The sequence below is a fragment of the Fictibacillus macauensis ZFHKF-1 genome (assembly GCF_000269865.1).
GTDB classification, from domain to species: Bacteria; Bacillota; Bacilli; order Bacillales; family Fictibacillaceae; genus Fictibacillus_C; species Fictibacillus_C macauensis.
This window is the reverse complement of record NZ_AKKV01000030.1, coordinates 125,348-149,738: the sequence shown is the minus strand read 5'-3', so window position 1 is coordinate 149,738 and position 24,391 is coordinate 125,348. Positions and strand designations below refer to the sequence as shown.

Here is a 24,391-nt window from a genome sequence, read left to right as displayed (position 1 = left end):
CGACCCGAGTACTTCTGCGAAACTTGAACGCAAGACAATCTAAAATCAAAAAATGGCTTCAGCATCAAAAAACGATGATGAAGCCATTTTTAGGAGTTAGGGCTGTTTATGTCCCAGTCTCTTTCTTTATTATTTTTGGAATAAAAACTGCTTAATTGCATTCGTCCCCGCCCGTTTAGAGAAGAAGGGATTTAAAAGAAGAAGAATGACGATATTGGATACAAGGCCCCAAAAGCCTTCATTAATGCCAAATGATTTGCCTGCAAAATACATGGAGAACGTAACAATGACACCGACCACTAAGCCTGCGATGGTCGCTTCACGTGTTTGTTTTTTCCAAAACAAACTAAACACAATCGCCGGGAAAATTTGTACCATGCCAGCCACACCGAGCAATTGTAAAGAAACGAGTGCTGTCGGAAAGAAAATTCCAAACAATAAAGCTAAGCCAATGACAACAAACACCATGCAACGCGTAATCATTGTTAAGCGTGCACCGTTAACAGACGGGTTAATAAGGTCGCGGTAAATGTTATTAGCAAATAAATTAGAAGCACCAACGGCCATAATTGAACACGGAATGAGAGAAGCAAGAGCAATGGTTGCATAAGCCAATCCTTGTGCGACGCCACCATAAGACATATGAATCAGTTCTAATAGCGCAAAGCGAGGGTTTGTACCTTTTGGTAAAACCATATACGCAATAAAGCCTAAGAAAATAACGAGTGTTAAAATAATGTTATATAAGGGCAAAAACATCGCATTTTTACGAATCGCATTTGCACTTTTGGCAGTGAATACCCCAGTAGCGGCATGAGCCCACATGAAAAGTGCAAGCGCAGAAACAATAGCTGATGTAATAAACCAAGGAAAAGCCTTTGGTCCACTGCTAGGAATTGTAAGTAGTTGTGGCGCTTCTTTTGTAATATGAGAAATCATCGGATTCCAGCCGTTAAAGTGAATCATCGGTAACGAAACAATCATGAATAACATAATTGCCCAAACAAGAATATCTTTAATGATTGCTGTATACGTTGGTCCTTTAATGCCGCTGAAAAACGTATAGAGACCAACCAGTAAAAAAGAAACAATGACAATGACTTGTACGTTAATGTAGCCTTTCCCAGCAACTTGTAGCGTATCTTGGAGCCCGCTTAGCTGCAAACAAATATAGGGAATAAGCATTAGAACACCAACAATCGCAATTAATGCAGATAATAACTTTGAGTCAAAGCGACCGCGTGCATAGTCAGCTAAGGTGGTAAATCGATATTCTTTTGCTACGGCCCACAGTTTTGGTAAAAAGAAATAAGATATAAAATAGGCAAGAATAGAGTATGGAATAGCAAAGAATATAAGGCTTCCACTCGTATAAGCTGAACTTGTTAAGCCAAGAAACGTATAGGCAGTATATAAGTCGGCACCGACAAGGAACCAGACGAGGAGTCCTCCGAAGTTTCTACCGCCAACCGACCATTCTTCTACAGAGCTTCGGACTTTTTTATCTCGCCCTGACATAAAGCCAATAACGACAATAATTGCTACAAGTATAAATGTAATGAAAAGAGCGATCAATTGATCATTCATCTAGTCAATACTCCCTTCTGCTTTTTGAAGCGCATAAATTCCCCACGTACATAATGGTGTAAGAAAGATCCACAGTACGAGCCAAAAATGAAAAAACGGCAATCCTACTATAATCGGATGAATGGAATTAACAAAGGGAAGGGCAATTAATTGAGAAATAATAGGTAGTGCAATAAGTATAATGAGCAATACTTTTCTCATCTATTACTTTCCTCCTTTTATGTTTTTGTGCGTTAAAGCATGTCATTTATCATATCAGTAAGAACTGTGACAAACAAGCTATAAACGAAACAAAAGTAGAAAAAATCTTTTGAAATGGCAAGGATGGTTAGAATAGGGAATTAGGGAAGAGACGTGGGTCGCTCATCGATTGTAGTAAGTCTTTTTACATATGTTCAAACGTAGTGAAATTTTGTTAATATAAGAGAAGGAATATGAGAAACGGCGGTGACCCTTTTGGAGGAAGAAAAATTAAAAAAGGTGATTGAGGCAGCAAAACTGTATTATTTGCTCGACTATAACCAAAGTCAGATTGCGGTCAAGCTCGGTGTTTCGAGACCGACCGTTTCAAGGCTTCTCCAACAAGCGAAAAGCGAAGGCATTGTACAAATTAAAATTATGGATCCCTCGAATGGAAGCGAGCAGCTGGAAAAAGAACTTGAGGAAAAGTTTTCATTGAAAAAAGCAATTGTAGCCACTGTTCCACAATATGATCAGCAGTTTATAAAAAAAGAATTAGGTGAAAAAACGGCTCACTATTTATATAAGATTGTAAAAGACGGCGATGTCATTGGCATAACATGGGGAACAACGTTATATAACGTGGCGTGTGAATTGAAACAGAAGTTTGTAAAAAACGTAAAAGTCGTGCAGTTAAAGGGTGGCATTAGTCATTCAGAAACAAATACGTACCATTCGGACATTCTTGACCTATTTGGAAGAGCCTTTCAAACGGTACCCATTCATTTGCCTTTACCGGTTATTGTGGATCATATTGTTGTGAAACAAGCAATGGAAGCTGACCGGCATATTAAACGGATTCTTGATACTGGGAAGGAAGCAAACATTGCGTTGTTTACAATTGGACCTGTTAAAGCGGATTCTCTTTTGTTTCAGCTTGGTTATTTTTCTGATGAAGATATGAAGGAAATTGAGGCGAAAGCAGTAGGCGATATTTGTTCACGATTTATTGATGAAGATGGAAATGTTTTAAATGCCAATCTTAATGATCGCACGCTTGGAATCGATTTAGCAGAACTAAAAAAGAAAGAATTCGCTATTTTAGTAGCAGGAGGTCAACAAAAAATTGACGGTATATATGGGGCGTTAAAAGGTGGATATGCCAATGTCCTTGTGACTGATCAATATACCGCACGATTTCTCATAGATAAAAAACACTAGAATATTTTACAATTGTGCGCTTTCGTGTTTACATTTGTTCAGATGACTGCTATAGTGATATTGTATCATCTGATCATTACATGAAAGCGTTTTTATTATTTCTTATAATGGAAAGGATTGACGGTTATGTCAAACAAAGATCTAGTTAGTATGATTGATCATACCCTTTTGAAACCAGAAGCAACGGCTGAGCAAGTGGAGACGTTAGCGCTGGAGGCAAAAGAATATAAATTTGCATCCGTTTGTGTAAACCCAACGTGGGTTAAAAAAGCGGCTGACATTTTAAAAGATACACCTGAAGTAAAAGTATGCACAGTAATTGGTTTCCCATTAGGTGCATCTACACCAGAAGTGAAAGCATTTGAAACAATCAATGCGATTGAAAATGGTGCAGATGAAGTCGATATGGTTATTAACATTGGTGCATTGAAAAGCAAGCAATTTGATCTTGTAGAGCAAGATATTGCTGCTGTTATCAACGCTGCTAAAGGTAAAGCATTAACGAAAGTGATTATTGAAACATGCCTACTAACAGATGAAGAAAAAGTTAAGGCTTGTGAGCTTTCTGTGAAAGCAGGAGCAGATTATGTAAAAACATCTACTGGATTCTCTACAGGTGGCGCAACGGTTGAAGATGTAGCTCTTATGAGAAAAACAGTTGGACCAGATCTTGGTGTGAAAGCATCCGGTGGCGTACGTAGCCTTGAAGATGCACAAAACGTAGTAAAAGCAGGAGCGACTCGTATTGGAGCAAGCTCAGGTGTTGCTATCGCAAAAGGTCAGACGTCTAATTCCTCTTACTAAAAAATTCAATTTGAATGGAGAATACATGATGGAAACAAAATGGCTCATTGAACAAGCAGTAAAAGCCCGCCAAAAGGCGTATGTTCCCTATTCAAAATTTCAAGTTGGTGCAGCATTGTTAACCGAGAATGATCTTCTTTTTCTCGGTTGCAATGTTGAAAATGCTTCGTATGGCTTAACCAACTGTGCTGAACGCACCGCAATTTTTAAAGCGGTTTCAGAAGGTGAACAGACTATAAAAGCAATGGCAATTGTTGGAGATACAGAAGGACCTATTTCGCCTTGTGGTGCATGTCGCCAAGTCATTGCTGAGTTTTGTAATGAACAAACAAAAATCTATTTGGCTAACCTTAATGGCGATGTACAAGAAACAACGATTAACGAGCTATTGCCTGGTTATTTTTCATCAAAAGATTTACATCAATAAGTTTTTTTTCAAATATAACTTCTGGGAGAATTCATGATGACTTACTTAATTTCAATTATTGGACTTTTGGTTGTATTCGTACTAGCACTGATTGCTAGCAATAATCGCAAAGGCATTAAAGTGAAACCAATTATCCTTATGGTCGTTATTCAAGCCATCTTAGGGTATGTTCTTTTGAATACGAAGGTTGGAGAAACTATTATTCGCTCCATCGCTAATGTCTTTAATAAGCTGCTCGAATATGCTGCTTCAGGTGTTGGCTTTGTATTTGGAGACGTAATAAACAATGGAGGATATTCCTTCTTCTTAAAAGTATTAATGCCAATCGTATTTATTTCTGTACTTATTGGAATTTTACAATACATTAAAGTACTACCATTCTTTATGCGAATTATTGGGTTCCTACTCAGCAAAGTAAACGGTATGGGTAGACTTGAATCATACAATGCGATTGCTTCACTTATGGTTGGGCAGTCTGAAGTATTCATTACTGTGAAAAAGCAATTAGGAAAATTGCCGAAACATCGTTTATACACACTATGTGCTTCAGCTATGTCGACGGTTTCTATGTCAATTGTTGGTGCTTACATGACAATGATTGAACCAAAGTACGTTGTTACAGCGCTCGTGCTTAACTTATTTGGTGGCTTTATTATTGCCTCCATTATTAATCCATATGAAGTAGATCCAAAAGAAGATATTATTGAAGTACAAGCAGGAGAAAAACAATCGTTCTTCGAAATGCTTGGCGAATACATTTTGGATGGTTTTAAAGTAGCAGTAATTGTTGGTGCAATGCTTATTGGTTTCGTAGCGCTTATGGCGTGTATCGATAACGTATTTGATCTTGTGTTCGGCGTAACATTCCAACACATTCTAGGGTATATCTTTGCACCAGTTGCATTCCTTATGGGTGTTCCTTGGAACGAAGCAGTACAAGCAGGTGGCATTATGGCAACGAAGCTTGTGACAAACGAATTTGTTGCCATGCAGGAGCTTACTAAGATTCATACGTTTACACCGAAAACACTTGGAATTATTTCTGTGTTTGTTGTATCCTTTGCGAACTTCTCATCCATCGGGATCATTGCTGGTGCCGTTAAAGGGTTAAACGAAGAAAAAGGAAACACGGTAGCTCGTTTTGGTCTAAAGCTTCTTTACGGAGCAACATTAGTAAGTGTTCTATCTGCTATTATCGTAAGTTTAATTCTGTAATAGCTTCTAATAATGAGGGCATAATCCCTTTCTGCAGGTGCAGGAAGGGATTTGTTTTTTTTACGTTTGGAAAGAATAGTTGTGAGGTGAATAAATCGCTACTAGCGATTCGTTATGGGTGATGTCGGTTTATTTTTATCAGGTGCGGCCTTATTTATAAATAGCTTTGTTCTTCTTGGCAAGGTAGATGGTAAAAGCGCCGGGTACTTTAACTTATTTGTTGGTGTGCTTCAAATTGTTATTCCGTTTTATTTAATTGTGATTTCCGATCAAGAGCATTGGACACTTTTTCAGTTAGCCTCCATTTTTTTGTTTGGCTTAACGTACTTATTTGTAGGTGTAACCAATCTATTCTCATTGAAGGCAAGTGGACTTGGCTATTACTCGCTATGGGTAGCCATCATTGCCCTTCTATATACAATCGTTTCTTACGTGCAATTTCATAGCCTAGTTAGTGCGCTAACTTGGTTAGCTTGGGCGTATTTATGGTTTCTTTTCTTTTTAACAGGTGGCTTAAATAAGAAAATCGATCAGTATGTTGGCAAAGTTGCTTTTGTTCAGTCTTGGATTACATTGACTTTTCCAGCTCTTTTATCGTTAGCAGGGCTATGGAAGCAACCCTTTATTGAACGTATTTGGCTTGGTGTTATGTTAATTGGGTTTGCGTTTTTTATCGTTCTAACAATCCAAGAATGGAAACGTGCACGACGTACAGAGCTTAAAGCAATGTCGGCCGCATCATAAGAGTTCTCCTTCCTAGTGTTAAAGAAGAAAGGGAATGGTGCATGAATATTTTTAAATTTATAAGTGAAAACGGTAATCTGTCACGGCGCGAAGCGAAGCGATTGCTTGAGGATGGGAAGCTTACGTGTAATGGTGAGCGTTGCACATCAAAAACAGAGCTAACTGAGGGCGATGTTCTTCTCATTAATGGTAAGCCGTTAGAGAAAAAGGGAGAGCCTATTTATTTAATGTTTAACAAGCCAATTGGTGTGACAACGACGGCCGCAAAGCATATTGAAGGTAACATCATAGATTATATTGGCTATCCGGAGCGGGTATTTCCAATCGGACGGTTAGACAAAGCCTCTCAAGGATTAATTCTTTTAACGAATGATGGTCAATTTTCTAATAGAATCAGTCATAGCGATTATGAACATGAAAAGGAATACATTGTAACACTTAATAAACCGTTTACTTCTTGGTTTGTTGAACAAATGGCTCAAGGCGTTCAACTTCCGGAAGTGAAAACAAAACCGTGTGTCGTAGAAGCAATTGATTCGGAAACTTTTCGCATCGTTTTAACACAAGGATTAAACAGACAAATACGACGCATGTCACGTGCGCTCGGTTATACCGTCACTTCTCTTAAACGGATTCGTATTATGAGTCTCTCATTAGATACGCTCCCAATCGGAGAGTATAGGGCGATTTCCGAGCAAGAACTTCTTTGTTTAAAAGAGGAGCTTGGCGCACATGATTAGCTAAAAAAATAAGGCAACTTTCCGACCATCTTGGTTGGAAAGTTGCCTTTTTATGGTTAAGAGACACAGAGGGAACCTTCATAAGGGCCTCTATAGGAGAGGGGATTAAAGTCGATAGCGGGGGGTCTATCGGGAAAGGGAAGATGTTTTTTTGGGAGAGTTTGAAATTGAACTAGCTTCGTAAACATAACCTAATGCACGATAATTATTCACATCAGAAGGAGTTTGCGCGTTCCAAGGATACATAGGATCATGATAATTTTGGCCGTATGGTCCATTTTCTTGGGGAAGGTATGGACTTGTTGGGTATAAATCTTGCCACATCGCCCAAATACGATCTACATTTGCGTGGTGAAGAAAAAATACAGGATCATTCGGCGCAATAGGCACAAAGCCCATTTGCCCACCAACCCATAGATGAACAAGATTATGAAGCTGCGGTCCGTCTGGAAAGCCTTCTAGTGTATTACGGAAACTATTTCGGCTATCCATGTTATATGGTGGGCGATCGTAGACGGGAATAGTTAAGGCATTTCTTACCTGAGTTTCGGTTGGTAACCTTAAACCGTCTTGACCAAAATCTCTCCGTAATCCGCCCGCAGGTCGTCCTTCTTCATCAATCGTAATCCAGCGATTGCCGATGAATGGCCCATCTTCTACGAGATTATCATTGCGTGGATTTCCATTTCCACCCATGAAATCAGGTTGCCAGATCGGTGCTTGTGAAGGGTCACGAAGCATGGCGTCTCTAGCCCAATCCCAGTAAGGAAGCATAATGCTTGGATTAACAGACTGTAAATCTCGCTCAAATCGCAACAAAAATTCACGATGCCACGGCAAGAATGCAGGACACATATGTGCTGCTGTTCGGTCGGCGCCTTGTGGTGTCTGAAAGCCACCAGCCGAGGCATGCCAAGCGATATATTTGTTATACTTTCCTTCTGCTTTTAAGGTGAGAACCGCATTTACAAAATCATTTTTTTCACTGGCTGTAAGTGAGTTGACACTTTTTCTCACACGTTCATTCATAGCCAACACATTCCCTGCTTTCTCTATTTTAAGATAGAAGGGTTATATCTTTTTTTCAATACCCTTACGATATAGTAAGCAAGCTATGAAAGAGTGCCACTATAAAGGCCGCAAATGGGTAGCGGATTTTTTATGAATCAACGTTTTTGATAAGCAGGGATCTCAAGTGAAAGGTGATAGCTTGATAACATTTTGTATAGTTGGCTCATATACGTGACTTGTTTAGTTGCCCACCTTACATCAGAAGCATATTGATGAGAAGCATAACGAAGCTTCATCGCTCCTTCTGGATTCCACCGCATTTTATACAACGTATCCTGTCCATTCTTAATATAGTTAGCGCCAATATAAGCCGCTCCGCCACGAATTGCTTGTTCACGCGTAAACCAACCATGTTCGTAAGCATATTTTGCACCACCCTCTAGTGGACGGTGATCTACAGCGCCAATTCCATACATATTAAAAACCGTTTTTCCTTTATAAGAAATGCCGTTTGCAAGAGCAGATGCACCATTCCCTGTCTCCAATAATGCATGTGAGAGTAAATATACCTCGTTCAAGCGATACTTTTTCGCAGCTGAAATAAAGACCTTTGCTGTTCCTTCCAAAATACCTTTTCCTTTTAACAAGGCATTATTTACCTCATTGACTTGCAGATTTGCGCTTTGCGATAGCTTAGCGAACTGCAATGACTGTACAGTATTTGCTAGAAACGTACTCGGATCAAGGTTATAGCGTACGTCCTTAGGATGAGCATAGAACCATTGCTTTGAATGGAGCACGCGAAACCAATGAGAGCCATCTTTTCCTTTTACTTTTGAAAGGAGAGAAAGCTGATCGCCTTTTTTGACAGTGTTAATAGTCCATGATGATGGTGTTGGTGCGTTTTTTATCGTCGTTTCATCTTTAATGACAATGCCAATATGATCATTAACAGGTTGAATCGTATTGCCTCGTACAAACATGGAATAACGATGATCGGTTTGTGGCTGTGTTTTCATTTGCATTTGCACCATCTCATCGAGTGTAAGTGGATAGGTAACAATACGCTTCGTCATGCTCACAGCAGCAAAAGCATGGCTTTGGAAAAAATTCAGTAAAGTGAATAGCAATAGGGAGACTAACAGTATAATTTTCAAAGAACATCCTCCTATAAATCGAGTCTTACGAAGTATATCGACAGAAGATAGGAGAGATTTATTCTTTTTTTGATTGTAAGAGGATTTTATAGAAAGAGACGGGAATACAGTAAGCACATCTAGCGTTTTTCCTTTATAGGTTCATCTAAATGAAAAGGAGCGTGTGTGGGATGTATTTATCAATAGGTCAATTATTTGAACAGAGTGTAAACAAGTTTCCAAGTAAAGAAGCGATTGTAGATTCAGAAAGAGGTAGACGTTATACGTACTCACAATGGAATGAACTTGTAAATCAATCAGTACAAGCCTTCCGAATGTCGGGTGTTAAAAAAGGGGACGTTGTTTCTGTTTTTCTGTTTAATAGCATTGAATTTGCCACGATTTTTTTGGCATGTGCCAAAATGGGTGCTATTTTTAATCCTATTAACTTTCGGTTGAAGTGGAAAGAGGTAGCACACATTGTTTGCGATGCTACACCCGCTCTTTTCATTTATGATGAGTTGTTAGCTGCTGAAGTATCGCAATTGCAAAAAGCAGATCCGAAGCTTCGTTGCTGGATGAGTAGTACAACAAGTCGGGCTGATTCTTTACAAACGTATATACAAAATGCTCCAACAACTGCGTTACCGATTGAAGTGAATGAAGATGAAGCTTACTCGCTTATGTATACGAGTGGGACGACGGGAAAACCAAAAGGTGTTCTTCATCGTCATCGCGATATGATAGAACAAAGTTTAATTTGTATGCAAGCACTTCAACTGCGTCCTCATGATCGTGGCTTAACAGCAGCTCCTATGTTTCATTGTGCGGAACTGCATTGTGCCTTTTTGCCTCGTATTCATTGTGGTGCAACATCAATCATTATGTCACAATTTCAGCCGAAACAGGTACTATCTATTATGGAAAAGGAATGTATATCGGTAATGTTTGCAGCACCTGCAATGTGGAATATGCTCATGCAGGAAGACGTAACACAGTACCGATTGGATGCATTACGACTTGGTTTATACGGTGGAGCCCCGATGGCACCCATTCTTATACGGAAACTCATGGATACGATGGGTATAGCGCTCGTACAAGCCTATGGTATGACAGAAATGGGTCCAGCCATCTCCTTTTTATACGAAGAGGAGCAGGAGCGTAAAGTAGGATCTGCCGGCATCGCTTGCCCAAATCATGAAATTCGCATCGTTAAACCGGTATATAATGAGACTTCAGCAACGATGCAAGAGCTTCCTCCCTTCGAAAAGGGAGAAATTATCGTTCGAGGTACAAGTATGATGAAGGGCTATTTAGGAAAAAAACAAGCAACCGCCCAGGCTTTGCGGTCAGGTTGGTATCATACGGGTGATATCGGTTATAAGGATGAGGACGGGTACTTATATGTATCTGATCGTATTGATGACATGATTATTAGTGGTGGAGAGAATATCTTTCCTCGTGAAGTAGAAGATGTTTTGTTTGAACATGAAGATGTCTTAGATGTGGCCGTGTTTGGAGAGCCTGATGAGGTATGGGGAGAACGGGTAGTAGCAGTCATCGTTCGAAAAAAAGAGAATGTATCGGTAGAGGAGCTAGACTGTTTTTGTCAAGAGAGTGCCCAATTAGCCAATTATAAACGACCTCGTCGGTATATATTCTCACAAGAACTTCCGCGCAATGCTAGTGGGAAAATACAAAAATATGTGTTGCGAGAAAGCGTGCGAGAAATAAAAACAGAACAGCCGTAAGAAGCTGTTCTGTGTGCTTACAAGATTAACGTTGATCGTTTTGCAGCTGTGGTAAAATTGCATTGCGGATTTTCTTTATAATATCGCCACGGCTAATAATACCAACTACATGTTGTTGTTCATCAATAACAGGAAGCTTTTTGAAATGGTGCTTCGCTAACAGGCCAAGCGCATGCTCCATTTCATCCTGTGGAGAAACGGTATATGTTTTAATGCGTTTAGGTAAAAGTTCACGTAATGGTGTGGCACCGGTATGACGAATAACTTCTTCAAATTCAGCTTGTTCTTCATAAAATACAAAGGAGAAAAAGTCATACATATGACGACTTTTCGGCTTCAATGCGCGAAGAATATCGCCATCTGAAATCATGCTAAGTAGTTTGCCTTCATGATCGACGACAGGCATTCCTCCTACATTTTGTCGAGCTAACATCTCCATTACTTCGCTTAACGTTTGATCAAGATGTGCAACATACACATCTGAAATCATAAAATCTTGCACTTTCATAAGATGATCCCCTCTCTGTACCTGTATTGATATAGAAAAAGCCATAGATAGCATTTCTATGGCCTTTTCCTTATTAATCTTGTTTATCTTGTAAAGATTTTAGAGCTTTACGATAATCGTTATCTTTCATCGTAAGTTTCTTTTCTTCTTCCGGTTCACTTGGAGCAGGAATTGGAGATGGAGTTTGCAATTTTTGTAAGGCATTGCGGTATTCATTATCCCCCATTTTCTGTTCCTCGTTTACCGGAGTACTTTGCTTAAGAGCTGTCGTCTCCGTTTCAGGATGCGTAGTCTTTTCTTGAATATCAGCTTGTTCATTTGTAGGCATCGTTACTTTCTTTTGATTCCTGACAGGCTGCTGTTGTTGAACCGGTTTTTTCACTTCAGGTTGTTCTGGAGCACGAGGGCTCTCATGTTGCTGAAGAGGTTGCTGAGCCGGATCAAGATTTTCAGAAGAAGTAGACGGCATAGACGTTGAAGACGCAGACGGCGCTGATGTTTGTTTTTGTTGTTGTTTTTGTTCACTAGCTGCTCCACGAGATGAAACGGCTTTAGAGTTGATAATGATTAAAACGACAATCAAAATAACGGCAATAATAATAGCCAGCACACCAAACATGTCTTCTCACCTACCGATCTGTTAGTTGTCTTGCCACATTGGCAACACGTTCTCCTAATGCGTGACCAAGAGCTTTTCCTTCTGAAGAAATTTCTTCTCCTCCATCAATTGGGAACGTTACACCTACTCCATAATAAGAGCCATATAACGCGTTGGCAGGAATGTTACCTGGTAAGCCAACGATAAGCATTCCTTGGTGAAGCATTGGTGTAATTAGATTTAATAAGGTTGCTTCTAATCCACCATGAGTAGTAGCTGTTGTAGTGAATACAGCACCCACTTTATTAATAAGTTTTCCTTCAGCCCATAAGTAGCCGAGTTTATCAATCCAGCTCTTTAAGCCAGAGCTAATGGTTCCGAAGTGACCTGGACATCCCCAAATAATGGCATCCATTTCAGGAAGAGCGTAGACATCTGCTTCATCTACGCTCCATAAAAATACTTCAGCTCCCGTTTGTTCTTGTGCGCCAGCCGCAATGGCTTCGGCAAGAGCTTTCGTATGGCCGCCTTCGCTGTCATATACAACACAAATTTTCATCATGTAGTCCTCCTATTCAAAATTGGAAAGTTTAGGATACATTTTTTGGTGCAGGCAGCAAGAGCACTTCATCTTTTTGTGACTGTTTTGCTTTCGCTTTATCTTTACGAACATCGCGCAAGAAGAAGCTTAAGATTAAGCCGACGAGTGAAATAAGGGTTGCCCATATAAACGCATCGTTAATGCCGCTAATCGCTGAATCTTGACTCATTCTTCCATAAAGCATTTGTAACGCTTGGTTTTGTGCTTGTGGAAGTGGAATGTGAAGCGTAATGGCCACTTTTTGAACAAAATCATGGAAAGATGCCATGAAGAACGGATCACCTGTATTCATGCTTCCACTCATCACTTCTTTATGGAAATCTGTGCGATTCGTAAAGATTGTTGTAATTAAACTAATTCCGATTGAACCACTGACTTGGCGCAATGTATTTGACATAGACGTACCATGACTGCTTAGTTCTTTCGGCAACTGATTTAAACCAGCTGTCATAATCGGCATCATTAGGAATGACATACCGAACATACGAATCATGTACAGACCGACGATGAACGAATATGGTGTTGTCATCGTAAGTTTTGTAAACATGTACGTTGTTACCGTCGTAATTACCATACCGAAGATAGCAAGTGGTCGTGGTCCCACCTTATCAAATAATGTACCCGAAATAGGAGACATAATTAACATGATAATCGCACCTGGTAAGAGAAGTAACCCTGAATCCAGTGGTGAGTAGCCACGAATTGTTTGTAAGTAAATTGGTAGTAAGAACATACCAGAATACATACTAATCGTTAATACAATATTGATAATACTTGAGAGTGAGAAAATGTTGAACTTGAAAATACGCATATCAAGCAACGGTTTCTCAAGACGAAATTGTCGTATCGTGAAGTACGCTAATAATAGAGCACCAATAATCATCGTTGATAAAACGACGCCATCTGTCCAGCCATCATTTCCTGCTTCACTAAACCCGTAAAGTAAAAGTGACATACCGGCGAGTGATGTTACGACAGAAAGTGTATCAACCGCGACTTTTTTCGGTGGCTGAATGTCTTTTAAGCTAATAAAAGCAAGCACAAGTACAATTACACCTAGTGGTACCATACCTGTGAAAAGTAAGTGCCAGTTATAGTTTTGAACGACCCAACCAGAAAGAGTTGGTCCGACTGCTGGCGCAAACATCATCGCAAGACCGAAAATCCCCATCCCTTTTCCTCGAATTTCTGGAGGGAAAATGAAGAGAATGATGGTCATTACGAGTGGAGCAAGTACGCCCCCGCCAATGGCTTGAATTAATCGGCCAGTAATCATAATTGGGAATCCAGTTGCTACTCCACAAATTAAAGAACCGACTGTAAAGCACAACATGGCAAAAAGAAACAGACGACGAACAGCAAATCGCTCAATTAAAAAAGGTGATAACGGAATGAGTGCACCGTTAACGAGCATGTAGCCTGTTAATAACCATTGTGAAGTACTAGCTTCTACGCCAAACTCAGTGTTTATGCGCGGAATGGCTACGTTCAACAATGTTTGGTTCAAAATGGCAAGAAACAAACCGACCATTAATATAATCAATAGCGGAATGAACCGTTTAATATCATGCGAATTTTGTGGTTGTTCGAGTTCACTTGTCATTTAATTTTCCTCCTTTCCTGGAAAAGTAGTCCTTAAATTTTGCATTAGTCTTTAGAAATTTTAACTTCAGCATTCATACCTGGTTTAACTTTGTCTGAAGGATTTTTAATAGAAATTTTAACTGGTACTGTTTGTGTTACTTTTGTATAGTTACCATCATCACTTGATTTTGGCATAAGTGAGAATAGTGAGTTTGTTGCATAACCGATTTCTTCGATTTTTCCATCTAATGTAGAACCGTCATCTCCATCAACTGTTACGTCAACAGAATCGCCTGATTCAAGATCTTTCAATTCATCTTCTTTAACGTTAGCAATAACGTAAAGTTCTTTCATATCTACAACGTGAGCAATGGTTTGTCCAGCTTGTACCATTTGTCCGTTGTTGACTTGCTTCTTAATAATTGTTCCTGAAGCTGGTGCAGAAATAGATACTTTCTTTTCACCTTCTAGTGTTGCAATTTTATCGCTTTTGGAAACTTCTTTCCCTTCCTCAGCTGATAAACCTGTAATTTTACCTGCTGCTGGAGCGGTAATAGTGTTAAGATCAGCAGAAACTTTTGCGTTGTCAGTTTTGACATAGTCGCTGCTTTGCACGTAGTAGTAAGCTCCTCCTCCAATTAATAAGATAACTACTAATAGTGCGATGATATTGGTCAAAATTAAACGACCTCTACTCATTTGGTTGCCCTCCTTAATTATTAATAAAGTTAACTGTAAGGAACAGATAACTTTTTATAATGATACCTTTGTGAAAGTTTTACTTTTTATGAAAGATACTTTATGATAAAGGTATATTCTAAGTAACAACTTTACCACAAACATTACTAACGTACAATAAAAAACACTTTTAAAGTTGTAGTAGTATAATGTTTCCAGTGAAATGGTTGAAAACTGAAGGAGATGACAGGGATGGATCGTCGTGTACATGAACAAATTGAAAAGCTCGATCAAATTAAAGATACCTTTTTTTATTTAAGACGCGCCTTTATCGAAGATCAAATTAAAGATATTCCATATAACTTAACTCCAACAAAATACGCTGTTTTAAAAACATTGTTTCAACAACAAGATTGTATGGTTGCTGATCTTTCGCAAAAGATGAGTTTAACATCTGGTGCAACGACCACCTTATTAAACCAATTAGAAGGAGAAGAACTCATTCGTCGTGTTCGCGATGAAAAGGATCGCCGTGTTGTTTGGATTCGTTTAACAGAAATCGGAACAGGATTAATTTCTTCTATATTAGAGAAACGAAATTTGTTTTGGGCAGAAATGATTTCGACATTAACAACAGAAGAGCAAGATGAGTACATCCGTCTATTAAAAAAAATTGAAGCTGGAATTAAAGCAAAAGTGTAAAATGCTCTTTCATTTTCAAACACGTAAGGAGAGAAAGATGAGTAAGAGAGAAGTGCTTATACAAACCTTAGTATCGGATTATAAAAACCAAATACGAAAGATTCGGGCATGTTTTCTTCCTATGTTGAAGGAATACATTCCACTAAATGAGTATGCTGCTTTAAATGAATTACATTGTCATGGCGATTTAATGATTTCGGAAATTGCTGATCATCTGCAGGTAACAAATAGCCATATATCGGTAACGAGTGATAAGCTTATTAATCGTGGTTTAGTAATAAGAAAAAACAGTGCAGAGGATCGTCGAATTGTTTATTTATCTATTACCCCAAAAGGCGAAGAATTAGCCGTAAATATGGATAAAGTTTTGCATGAATTTTATGAGGAGAAATTAAGCAAAATGACAATAGGTGAGATTGAAACGTTCATTTCGTTAATTCACAAAATCAATCTTTAGAATAGAAGAGGCTTTCTCATTTTTCTAAAAGAAAACCATTTAGAATTTTAGTGAAATGCTTTACTATAGAAGAGTATAGTCTCTCTATAAAGGACGTGTTCAATGAAAAAGCATATACCAAATCTTCTCACGCTTGGAAATTTGTATTGTGGTTTCTTTTCCATCGGTTATATTATTCATGGCGATAGTAAAAACGCCACCATATTAATTTTTATTGCCATTATGCTTGATGCAATCGACGGTCGTGCAGCTCGTTTACTTGGAGTTGCAAATGAAATGGGCAAGGAATTGGATTCACTTGCAGATGTTGTATCGTTTGGTGTTGCACCTGCTTTCTTAGCTGCTCATACATACTTCTCAGGATTGGATTATATTACAGGAGTTGTTATGGCAGGACTCTTTCCTGTCTTCGGTGCTTATCGGCTTGCTCGATTTAATATGACACCGAAAGAAGAGTCAATGAATCATTTCACAGGCATACCGATTACATTAGCAGGGGCAGTCGTTACCTTTCTTGTGCTATTCGTGAAAGTAATTCCACTTTGGATTTTTATTATTGCTTTTTACGGTTTAGCACTTTTAATGGTTAGTACCATTAAGATTCCAAGCTTTAAAAGCATCCGTATGCCAAAGAACGGTGTAATCGTTACGTTGTTTTTGTTTTATATGTTTTATCTTGTATCAAAAGCGAAATTTGAACGAGTGCCAATCTTCTTTTATGTCGCATTAGCGATTTATATTTTATTTATGATCTTCCGTTTTATTCGCGTGAAAGAACCGAAACTTCCACGGTGGAAACGGGGCAATAAGGATTAGATGTTAAAGGATTCATCATTTGTGTTATCATGATGAATCCTTTTTTATTTGAGGGAAAGCATGAGTACTGAAGTCTTGTAGTTGTGAAGTGATTTTTGGCATTGTGATGCTTTCTTTGAGGTTACGTATTATAATGACAGAATGAGTATGAATAGTATATGAAACGATAGATTGGGTGAATGTATGAGAAAAGAAACCATCGTTACGGTGAAGACAGCCCCTGTTAGCCCACTGCTAACGGCCGATCTTATGATCAATGGCGGTAAAGGATTACAAGAAGGAACGCTTTTGAAACTGATCGATCAGCGTGGGAAGTTTGTAGGGAAAGGGTATGTTGGTCAACAAAATAAAGGAATGGGTTGGCTCTTAACATCTAATGAAAAAGAGACAATTAATGTTTCGTTTTTTCGTGAAAAATTAAAGCAAGCATTGGAACAGCGGACTTCTTTATTTAATGACTCCTTAACAACAGCTTTTCGTGTCTTTAATGGAGAAGGAGACGGAATTGGTGGTCTGACCATTGATTATTTTGATGGCTACTATGTTTTCAATTGGTATAGTGAAGGAATTTATGATTTTAAAGAAGAGGTATTAGAGGCATTTCGTAAAGTCACAACAGCCAAAGGGATTTATGAAAAAAAACGCTTTGCTGAAAAGGGTTCATATATTGAAGATGATGATTTTGTAGAAGGTGAACGCGCGCAGTTTCCGCTCATCGTCCAAGAAAATGGCATGTTTTTTGCAACCTATCTTAATGAAAGTGCCATGGTTGGTATTTTTTTAGATCAGCGTCATGTTCGTAAAGCGATTCGGGACAAGTATGCGGCTAACAAACGCGTGCTAAATACGTTCTCCTATACAGGTGCTTTTTCTGTTGCCGCTGCGCTAGGTGGCGCTAAGAAAACAACAAGTGTTGACTTAGCCAATCGCAGTCGTAGTAAAACGGAAGAACAATTTAGTATTAACGGAATCGATCCTGCTTCACAAGAAATCATTGTTGAAGATGTGTTTCACTATTTCAAATATGCCGTTCGTAAGCAACTTCTTTTTGATCTTGTGATTTTAGATCCACCAAGCTTTGCTCGTTCAAAAAAGCATACGTTTAGTGCTGCAAAAGACTACACAGCGTTACTCACAGAAGCGATTGCCATTACAGAACAAGGTGGCGTCATTGTCGCATCCTCCAACTGTAGTACGTTTTCAATGAAGAAGTTTAAAGGCTTCATTGACCAGGCGTTTAAACGCCAAGGTTTTAAATATCAGGTTTTGGAAGAGCATACGCTTCCTGAAGACTTTAAAACGATCAACAACTATAAAGAGGGCAATTATCTAAAAGTTGTCATCGTAAAAAAAATCTAGTTATTTCATAAAAATGTCATCATTGATTCTTTTTGGTCACTTGTCATGAAAAGAATTGTGCCTTAAAATTAGAGTTTAATCACGTTAAGAGAACACCATTACTTAAAAGAGGTAGGTTTTAAGACGATATGAATGAAACGTTATTAAAGAACATTCATGGCTTAGCCGGTCAATCAGATTTGTTAGATCAACTCATGATTTTTATAACTGATAAAGCCATCTATCTATTTGGGCTCATTTTATTGCTCATGTGGGTGTTTGGCAATGTGAAAACGAAAAAAGTGGCATTATTAGCGGGAATTACCGGTGTTATTGGCATTGTTATTAATGTGGCGATTTCTCATATTTACTTTGAGACTAGACCGTTTGTGACGTTAGGCTATAAGCCGTTAATTGACCATGCGGCAGATGCTTCCTTCCCGAGCGATCATACGACAGGGGCCTTTTCGATTGCCTTGATCTTGTTTGCTTACCGCAAGAAAATCGGGACGTTTGCTATTGTGTTAGCTGTGCTTACTGGTTTTTCTAGAATATATGCAGGTCTACATTATCCATTTGATGTACTAGGAAGTATTGTCGTATCAGTAATCTTGGCATTGATTATTACTAAACTAGACTTTCTGTTTGAAAAGCCTATTCAAAAAATTATCGATCTTTATCTTTCTATTTTCGGAAAACGAAGTGAGCGTAGAAATCAAAACATGTAAACGTGAAAAGCTCCCCAAAAGCAAAAAGGGGGAGCTTTTTTTGTTTACGCTAACGTTTAGGCAAAAGTCGAAGAAAGAGCCATTCCGAGAAATGCACATAGGATGCCTACCGAATAGCTACCTCCAACATATAGTAGCAGTACGCCCCATTTGCGCTGTTGCATCAGCTGAATGCTTTCCAACGTAAATGTTGAAAACGTAGTGAATGCTCCCATAAATCCAGTGCCGACTAGCCATTGCATGTGAAGGTTAGCATGTATACCAACAATCCACCCTAATAAAAAAGAGCCAATACTATTAATGAAGAAAGTGGCCAATGGAAATGTGATGGGCCAAATTCTTTTTATCATTGTTGAAAGGGAAAAGCGCGTAATCGCTCCAAAAAATCCACCAAGCGCAACAAGGATATAGGCACTCATCCTTTTGCACCTACCGTATATTTGCTATAGCAATAATGACCAAAGCGAAAGCCTAGCCAAGAACAAAGCAAGCCACCCCATAAGCTACAAAGAAGATACATAGCAGCCATAAAATAATGGTGAGAGGAAATGAGCTTGACGGTTTCAACACTAAAAGTAGAGAAAGTGGTAAAGGCACCAATTAATCCTGTACCAAGAGCAGTAACAAGAGCCGGTGGCAGCAGATGTACCTTGCTTACATACGTTGTTAGCCAAGCGAGAATAAAGGAACCGGTGAGATTAATGAATAAAGTAGCCGTTGGGAAGAGTAGTGTTGGAAACGCCTGACTACTTACAAATCGCAAAAGCGCTCCGACGATCCCTCCGATTCCAACTAAAAAGTAAATCATTTAGTTCATCCCTTTCTAAGCCTAGTACAGTAGATATTTTTTATCTCTAATGATAGCACAACTTATTCTCTCCAAAAATCATAGGAACGTCTATGGTAGAATAGAAAAAAGAATACGCTTACATTTAGCGGTTCAATTTTTAAAGGAGGATGAGACGGATGGGAGAGACAAAACACGATGGCCCGGCAAAACTTCCGAAATCATGGGCACCCAAACATTGGGTAAGCCCCGTTCCATTTGGCTTAGGAAAAGTAAAGTCTGGGCACATTCGCGATACGATGAAAGTGATTTGGGAAAATCGTGATAATTTAAATTATGCGAGACGTATTATCACGCAAGGTGTATGTGACGGCTGTGCGTTAGGTGTATCGGGCTTGTACGATCAAACGTTAGCAGGACCGCACGTTTGTACAACGAGATTAAATATTCTTCGTCTTAATACGATGCCTGAAATGAAGGAAGAGATGGTTCATGCGGATATTGATGAATTAAGACAGTATTCCAGTGCGGAGCTTCGCAAGCTTGGAAGAATTCCTTATCCGCTCATCCGTCGAAAAGGTGAACGCCGATTTTCTCGCATTCAATGGGATGAAGCAATGGATGTGATTGCTCAGAAGATGAAAGCATTGCATCCTAAACAAACCGCTTTTTTTCTTACATCACGAGGCATTACGAATGAGTCTTATTATGTAGCAGGAAAAGTGGCGCGATTGCTGGGAACGAATAACATCGATAACGCTTCTCGCATTTGTCATTCTCCTTCAAAAACAGCGCTAAAGCGCTCAATAGGATTAGGTGCTTCAACGTGTAATTATAGTGACTGGATCGGTTCAGATGTTATTGTTTTCTGGGGATCAGCAGCTGCTAATAATCAGCCAGTCTCAACTAAATATATGTATGCAGCAAAACGAAAAGGGACGAAAATTATTTGTATTAATCCATATCGAGAGCCGTCTATGGAGAAATATTGGATTCCGTCCATTCCAGAATCGGCTTTATTTGGTACGAAGCTAGCAGATGACTTTTATCAAGTGAATATCGGTGGAGACATTGCTTTTATGCACGGCATTATGAAGCATTGGTTTGAGATGGAGAAAGAAGAACGAGGCAAAGCGATTGATCATGCCTTTGTTGCGCAACATGTAAACAATTATGAGCAACTAAAACGCCATGTGCAGCAGCAAAGATGGGAGCAAATTGAAGCTTCATCTGGTGTAGCAAAAGAGCGTATGTACGAACTTGCTGATCTATTAGCGAAAAGTAAAAGTGGCATTTTCGTCTGGTCATTAGGGTTAACGATGCATACTTTTGCTTCTGATAACATTTCGCAAGTTGCGAATTTAGCACTTTTGCGGGGATTTCTTGGTCGTAAGCATTGTGGCCTTATGCCGATTCGTGGTCATTCAAGCGTACAAGGATCGGGAGAAATGGGGGCTGATCCATTTGTTTTGCCAGGTGGCGATTTTGAACCTGCCTCCATTGAACGAATTGAGAAATTATGGGGTTTTACGTTGCCAAAATGGCAAGGTGACGTGCTTGGCGTATCATTAGAAAATATTATGCTTCCGGACGATCATGAACGAAAAATTAAAATGTACTATGTATCAGGCGGCAATTTTCTTGAAACGATGCCTGACCCTCTATTCATTGAAAAAGCATTGTCTTCATTAGAGTTGCGTGTCCATCAAGATATTATATTTAATACGTCAACCTTAGTTGATGCGAAAGAAACAGTAATTGTTTTACCAGCAAAAACAAGATACGAACAAGAAGGTGGCGGAACGTCTACGTCAACAGAACGTATGGTGTACTACTCGCCGCCTATAGAAGGGAATGCACAAGCTGTAAAAGAAGCGCGTGCTGAATGGAAAATCTATAGAGATCTTGCGAAGCGCGTAAAACCAGATCTAGCTCACTTAGTAGACTTTGCTGACGGGCAAGCGATTCGTGAAGAAATAGCGAAAGCAAACTCGAATTATGAAGGCATTCAGCATTTAAAAGAACGCGGGGATGTGTTTCAGTGGGGAGGGGCGTGGCTGTGTGAAGATGGTCTATGTCCGACGAGTGATGGCAAAGGAAATTTAATAGCTGTTGCTATTCCTGATTTAAAGAAAACGAAAGAAATGTTTTATGTCACCACGCGAAGAGGAAAGCAATTTAATTCAATGGTCTATAACGAGCAAGATCCTTTTAATCAAGCCGATCGGTATGATGTGCTTATGAATGCTCAGGATGCACAGCAACTTTCAATTGCAGAAGGTGAGTTAGTTGTTGTTCATAATGAACATGGCGTCTTTCAAGGGCGTGCGCGCTTTATTGATATCGCAAAGGGCAACTTGGAAGTACATTTTCCAGAAGGTAATTTTTTGTTACCAAAAGGTGTATATGAAAAATATGCTGGAATTCCAAGCTTTAATGTAGGCGTATATATTGAAAAAGCCGAACAATTCAATGCGCGAAAAGATATAAGCTATGTTGAAAAAAGAGTGGAAGATTTAGAAACAGAGATTAGCTAAGAAAGGAGCTAACTATGGGCAACGTGAAAGAAAAGCACGCGGTGATTCGGTTTGAAAACGGAGAATTCCAAGAAAAAGAAGATGAAGTGGCTCTTGAATACGCGCTAACAATCGTGATCAATGGCGATGAATTCGCGACGATGGTTTGTACGCCCAATGATCTTGAGGATCTTGTTGTCGGCTTTCTTGCTTCAGAAGGGGTGATTCGACGTTATCAAGAGATCAAGCAATTGACGATCGATGAAGAGCGAGGCTTTGCATATGTTGAATTGCTTCAAAAAGATCGCATCGTAAAAAATACCGCAAAACGGTGGATTGGCTCCTGTTGCGGTGTGAGCCGAGAATTCTACTTTCAATCAGATGTAAAAACTGCAAAAACCGTTTCATCTCGTAAAGCGCTATTAATAGAGCGCTGCTTGACTTTCATAGATGAGATGCAGCATGCATCAAACGACTTTCATTCAACAGGCGGTTTACACAACGCGGCTTTGTGCTCACATGAGCAAATGCTAGTAATGAGAAGTGATATTGGACGTCATAATGCGCTTGATAAAATTTATGGTCATTGTTTACGTGAAAGCTTGCCATTTCGCGAAAAGGTAATTGCCTTTAGTGGAAGAATATCTTCTGAAGTCTTATTGAAAGTGTCTAAAATGGGGATTGGTATCCTCTTGTCAAAATCGGCACCAACGTCACTTGCCTTAAAGTTAGCGCACGATCTTGGCATTACAGCGGTTGGCTTTATTCGCCAAGCTCGCTGTAATATTTACACACATCCAGAGCGAATTATAACTTTGTCGAGAGAAAATTGAGCGTAAATTTTCCCTTATTTCAGTCTCTTTGCTACGATAAAAGAGAGTATGATGATTTAAAGGAGATGAGGGCATGGCAAAAGAAACGAGACTTGGAAAAACCGATTTAGTTGTTAATCCTATTGGATTAGGAACGAATGCAGTTGGTGGTCACAATTTATATCCTGATCTAGATGAGGAAGCAGGGAAGGAGCTTGTTCGCCGAGCTCTTGAAATTGGGGTAAACTTCTTAGATACAGCATTTATTTATGGTCCAGAACGATCTGAAGAGCTTGTTGGTCAGGTGTTAAAAGAAACAGGCAGTCGTCAACAAGCGGTACTAGCAACAAAAGGTGCACATCGTTTTGTCGGTAGCGATACTGTATTTGATAATTCGCCGGCTTTTTTAAAGCAATCGGTAGAAGATAGCTTAAAGAGATTACAAACAGATTATATTGATTTATACTATATTCACTTCCCAGATGAGGCGACGCCGAAAGATGAAGCGGTAGGCGCCCTAAAAGAATTGAAAGATGCGGGTAAAATTCGTGCCATTGGCGTATCTAATTTTTCAATGGAGCAATTAAAAGAAGCCAATAAAGATGGATATGTTGATGTAGTGCAAGGCGAATACAACTTGCTACAACGTGAAGTAGAAAAAGAGATGCTTCCTTATATGAAAGAGAACGGCATTTCATTTGTTCCGTATTTCCCACTCGCTTCTGGGTTATTGGCAGGTAAGTACGATGCAAACGCGAAGTTTAAAGATCTTCGTAAAGATTTACCGTATTTCCAACCAGCGCAATTTCAACGCAATCTCGAGAAAGTAGAGCAGTTACGAAGTATTGCCACGCAAAAAAATGCCGAGGTTGCACATCTTGTTCTTGCTTGGTACTTAACGCAACCAGCAATTGATGCTATTATTCCTGGAGCAAAGCGAGCAGATCAAGTGAGCAATAATTTGAAAACATTAGATGTACAGTTAACAGCAGAGGAAAAAGACGCGATTGATCGTATTTTTTCATAGAATTTTGACAGAAAAGGTGACCATATGTATCTCACATTAAACGAAACGGCAGAATACCTTGAATTACCACCGGCTTTTATTTTAAAGCTTATTGAAACAAACAAAATCCGTGCCTTTTATGACGGACAAGAATATATGATTAATAAAGACCAGTTTGCTACTCATTTAGAGCAGATGGAAAAGTACAAAAGGCTAGTGGAAGAGTATTTAGATGAGCCGATTCCGGAAGATTGGGATGCAAAAGACGAAGATTAATAATGGCCCCTCGGTAAGATTCGAGGGGCTATTTTTTTTAGAAGATTGTCTAGCGAGGTGAATGAGTGTTGCATGAGGTAGTTATAGTCTGGCCATCGTCGTCTTATGAAAAGTTGTTATAGTGTAAAAGTAACATAGTCAAAGGTTGTGAGAATACAACGTATGGCA

General features: G+C 39.2%; 27 protein-coding genes. 16 read left to right on the top strand and 11 right to left on the bottom strand.

The genetic code is table 11. The features are described 5' to 3' along the window. Window positions 1-129: 129 nt before the first annotated feature. Window positions 130-1,587, bottom strand: coding sequence for a sodium:solute symporter family protein (locus tag A374_RS13945; RefSeq protein ID WP_007202871.1), 1,458 nt, complete (start codon window positions 1,585-1,587; stop codon window positions 130-132). Next, the gene (locus A374_RS13940; protein ID WP_007202870.1) at window positions 1,588-1,788 is read right to left on the bottom strand and encodes a DUF3311 domain-containing protein; all 201 of its coding nucleotides are present in this window, start codon (window positions 1,786-1,788) and stop codon (window positions 1,588-1,590) included. 255 nt (window positions 1,789-2,043) lie between these two features. On the opposite strand from A374_RS13940, the gene deoR reads away from it, so the two are divergent. From deoR to A374_RS13910, 6 genes are all read left to right on the top strand, one after another. Continuing rightward, on the top strand, window positions 2,044-2,988 hold the full coding sequence (deoR, locus tag A374_RS13935) for a DNA-binding transcriptional repressor DeoR (protein WP_040340609.1): 945 nt from the start codon (window positions 2,044-2,046) through the stop codon (window positions 2,986-2,988). Between the two features lie 126 nt (window positions 2,989-3,114). Beyond that, entirely contained in the window at window positions 3,115-3,792 is a 678-nt protein-coding gene (deoC, locus tag A374_RS13930; protein WP_007202868.1) for a deoxyribose-phosphate aldolase, read from the top strand. Then, window positions 3,779-4,219 carry a cytidine deaminase gene (locus A374_RS13925; protein WP_420794950.1) on the top strand — a complete coding sequence of 147 codons (441 nt, stop codon included), beginning with the start codon at window positions 3,779-3,781 and terminating at the stop codon, window positions 4,217-4,219. Before deoC ends, A374_RS13925 begins: the two co-directional genes overlap by 14 nt. Window positions 4,220-4,255: 36 nt before the next feature. After that, window positions 4,256-5,434: a NupC/NupG family nucleoside CNT transporter gene (locus A374_RS13920; RefSeq protein ID WP_007202866.1), complete on the top strand. Its 1,179-nt coding sequence runs from the start codon at window positions 4,256-4,258 to the stop codon at window positions 5,432-5,434. Between the two features lie 114 nt (window positions 5,435-5,548). Beyond that, the gene (locus A374_RS13915) at window positions 5,549-6,178 is read left to right on the top strand and encodes an AmiS/UreI family transporter (RefSeq protein WP_007202865.1); all 630 of its coding nucleotides are present in this window, start codon (window positions 5,549-5,551) and stop codon (window positions 6,176-6,178) included. 41 nt (window positions 6,179-6,219) lie between these two features. After that, window positions 6,220-6,918, top strand: a complete 699-nt coding sequence (locus A374_RS13910) for a 23S rRNA pseudouridine(2604) synthase RluF (protein WP_007202864.1) — start codon at window positions 6,220-6,222, stop codon at window positions 6,916-6,918. Window positions 6,919-7,044: 126 nt separating this feature from the next. Here A374_RS13910 and A374_RS13905 read toward each other — a convergent pair whose 3' ends face one another. Continuing rightward, window positions 7,045-7,947, bottom strand: coding sequence for a tyrosinase family protein (locus A374_RS13905; protein ID WP_007202863.1), 903 nt, complete (start codon window positions 7,945-7,947; stop codon window positions 7,045-7,047). Window positions 7,948-8,084: 137 nt separating this feature from the next. Further along, window positions 8,085-9,086 carry an N-acetylglucosaminidase gene (locus A374_RS13900; protein ID WP_007202862.1) on the bottom strand — a complete coding sequence of 334 codons (1,002 nt, stop codon included), beginning with the start codon at window positions 9,084-9,086 and terminating at the stop codon, window positions 8,085-8,087. Window positions 9,087-9,256: 170 nt separating this feature from the next. On the opposite strand from A374_RS13900, the gene A374_RS13895 reads away from it, so the two are divergent. After that, window positions 9,257-10,816: a long-chain-fatty-acid--CoA ligase gene (locus A374_RS13895; protein WP_007202861.1), complete on the top strand. Its 1,560-nt coding sequence runs from the start codon at window positions 9,257-9,259 to the stop codon at window positions 10,814-10,816. Window positions 10,817-10,841: 25 nt separating this feature from the next. Here A374_RS13895 and A374_RS13890 read toward each other — a convergent pair whose 3' ends face one another. The 5 genes from A374_RS13890 to A374_RS13870 form a co-directional block, all read right to left on the bottom strand. Continuing rightward, a complete protein-coding gene (locus A374_RS13890) occupies window positions 10,842-11,324 on the bottom strand; it encodes a CBS domain-containing protein (RefSeq protein WP_007202860.1) in 483 nt (160 codons plus the stop codon). Window positions 11,325-11,397: 73 nt separating this feature from the next. Then, on the bottom strand, window positions 11,398-11,943 hold the full coding sequence (locus tag A374_RS13885) for a hypothetical protein (protein WP_007202859.1): 546 nt from the start codon (window positions 11,941-11,943) through the stop codon (window positions 11,398-11,400). 10 nt (window positions 11,944-11,953) lie between these two features. Further along, window positions 11,954-12,481 (bottom strand): NAD(P)H-dependent oxidoreductase, encoded by a 528-nt coding sequence (locus tag A374_RS13880; protein WP_007202858.1) that lies wholly within the window; start codon window positions 12,479-12,481, stop codon window positions 11,954-11,956. A gap of 31 nt (window positions 12,482-12,512) precedes the next feature. After that, window positions 12,513-14,126 (bottom strand): DHA2 family efflux MFS transporter permease subunit, encoded by a 1,614-nt coding sequence (locus A374_RS13875; protein ID WP_007202857.1) that lies wholly within the window; start codon window positions 14,124-14,126, stop codon window positions 12,513-12,515. Window positions 14,127-14,170: 44 nt separating this feature from the next. After that, the gene (locus tag A374_RS13870) at window positions 14,171-14,806 is read right to left on the bottom strand and encodes a biotin/lipoyl-containing protein (RefSeq protein WP_007202856.1); all 636 of its coding nucleotides are present in this window, start codon (window positions 14,804-14,806) and stop codon (window positions 14,171-14,173) included. A gap of 231 nt (window positions 14,807-15,037) precedes the next feature. On the opposite strand from A374_RS13870, the gene A374_RS13865 reads away from it, so the two are divergent. From A374_RS13865 to A374_RS13845, 5 genes are all read left to right on the top strand, one after another. Beyond that, entirely contained in the window at window positions 15,038-15,487 is a 450-nt protein-coding gene (locus A374_RS13865; RefSeq protein ID WP_007202855.1) for a MarR family winged helix-turn-helix transcriptional regulator, read from the top strand. 37 nt (window positions 15,488-15,524) lie between these two features. Then, the gene (locus A374_RS13860) at window positions 15,525-15,944 is read left to right on the top strand and encodes a MarR family winged helix-turn-helix transcriptional regulator (protein ID WP_007202854.1); all 420 of its coding nucleotides are present in this window, start codon (window positions 15,525-15,527) and stop codon (window positions 15,942-15,944) included. A gap of 102 nt (window positions 15,945-16,046) precedes the next feature. Beyond that, on the top strand, window positions 16,047-16,760 hold the full coding sequence (pssA, locus tag A374_RS13855; RefSeq protein ID WP_007202853.1) for a CDP-diacylglycerol--serine O-phosphatidyltransferase: 714 nt from the start codon (window positions 16,047-16,049) through the stop codon (window positions 16,758-16,760). A 183-nt stretch (window positions 16,761-16,943) separates the two neighbouring features. Then, a complete protein-coding gene (locus A374_RS13850) occupies window positions 16,944-18,119 on the top strand; it encodes a class I SAM-dependent rRNA methyltransferase (protein ID WP_007202852.1) in 1,176 nt (391 codons plus the stop codon). Between the two features lie 128 nt (window positions 18,120-18,247). Continuing rightward, window positions 18,248-18,826, top strand: coding sequence for an undecaprenyl-diphosphatase (locus A374_RS13845; RefSeq protein ID WP_007202851.1), 579 nt, complete (start codon window positions 18,248-18,250; stop codon window positions 18,824-18,826). Between the two features lie 56 nt (window positions 18,827-18,882). Here A374_RS13845 and crcB (A374_RS13840) read toward each other — a convergent pair whose 3' ends face one another. Together crcB (A374_RS13840) and crcB (A374_RS13835) are read right to left on the bottom strand one after the other, a co-directional pair. Then, window positions 18,883-19,245 (bottom strand): fluoride efflux transporter CrcB, encoded by a 363-nt coding sequence (crcB, locus tag A374_RS13840; RefSeq protein WP_007202850.1) that lies wholly within the window; start codon window positions 19,243-19,245, stop codon window positions 18,883-18,885. Then, the gene (gene crcB / locus A374_RS13835) at window positions 19,242-19,634 is read right to left on the bottom strand and encodes a fluoride efflux transporter CrcB (RefSeq protein ID WP_007202849.1); all 393 of its coding nucleotides are present in this window, start codon (window positions 19,632-19,634) and stop codon (window positions 19,242-19,244) included. Before crcB (A374_RS13835) ends, crcB (A374_RS13840) begins: the two co-directional genes overlap by 4 nt. Window positions 19,635-19,792: 158 nt before the next feature. Here crcB (A374_RS13835) and A374_RS13830 point away from each other — a divergent pair, with 158 nt between their 5' ends. From A374_RS13830 to A374_RS13815, 4 genes are all read left to right on the top strand, one after another. Further along, window positions 19,793-22,150 carry an FdhF/YdeP family oxidoreductase gene (locus A374_RS13830; RefSeq protein WP_007202848.1) on the top strand — a complete coding sequence of 786 codons (2,358 nt, stop codon included), beginning with the start codon at window positions 19,793-19,795 and terminating at the stop codon, window positions 22,148-22,150. A gap of 14 nt (window positions 22,151-22,164) precedes the next feature. Then, on the top strand, window positions 22,165-22,962 hold the full coding sequence (gene fdhD / locus A374_RS13825) for a formate dehydrogenase accessory sulfurtransferase FdhD (RefSeq protein WP_007202847.1): 798 nt from the start codon (window positions 22,165-22,167) through the stop codon (window positions 22,960-22,962). Between the two features lie 73 nt (window positions 22,963-23,035). Then, the gene (locus A374_RS13820; protein ID WP_007202846.1) at window positions 23,036-23,968 is read left to right on the top strand and encodes an aldo/keto reductase; all 933 of its coding nucleotides are present in this window, start codon (window positions 23,036-23,038) and stop codon (window positions 23,966-23,968) included. 24 nt (window positions 23,969-23,992) lie between these two features. Then, window positions 23,993-24,223, top strand: a complete 231-nt coding sequence (locus tag A374_RS13815; protein WP_007202845.1) for an excisionase family DNA-binding protein — start codon at window positions 23,993-23,995, stop codon at window positions 24,221-24,223. Window positions 24,224-24,391: the final 168 nt, after the last annotated feature.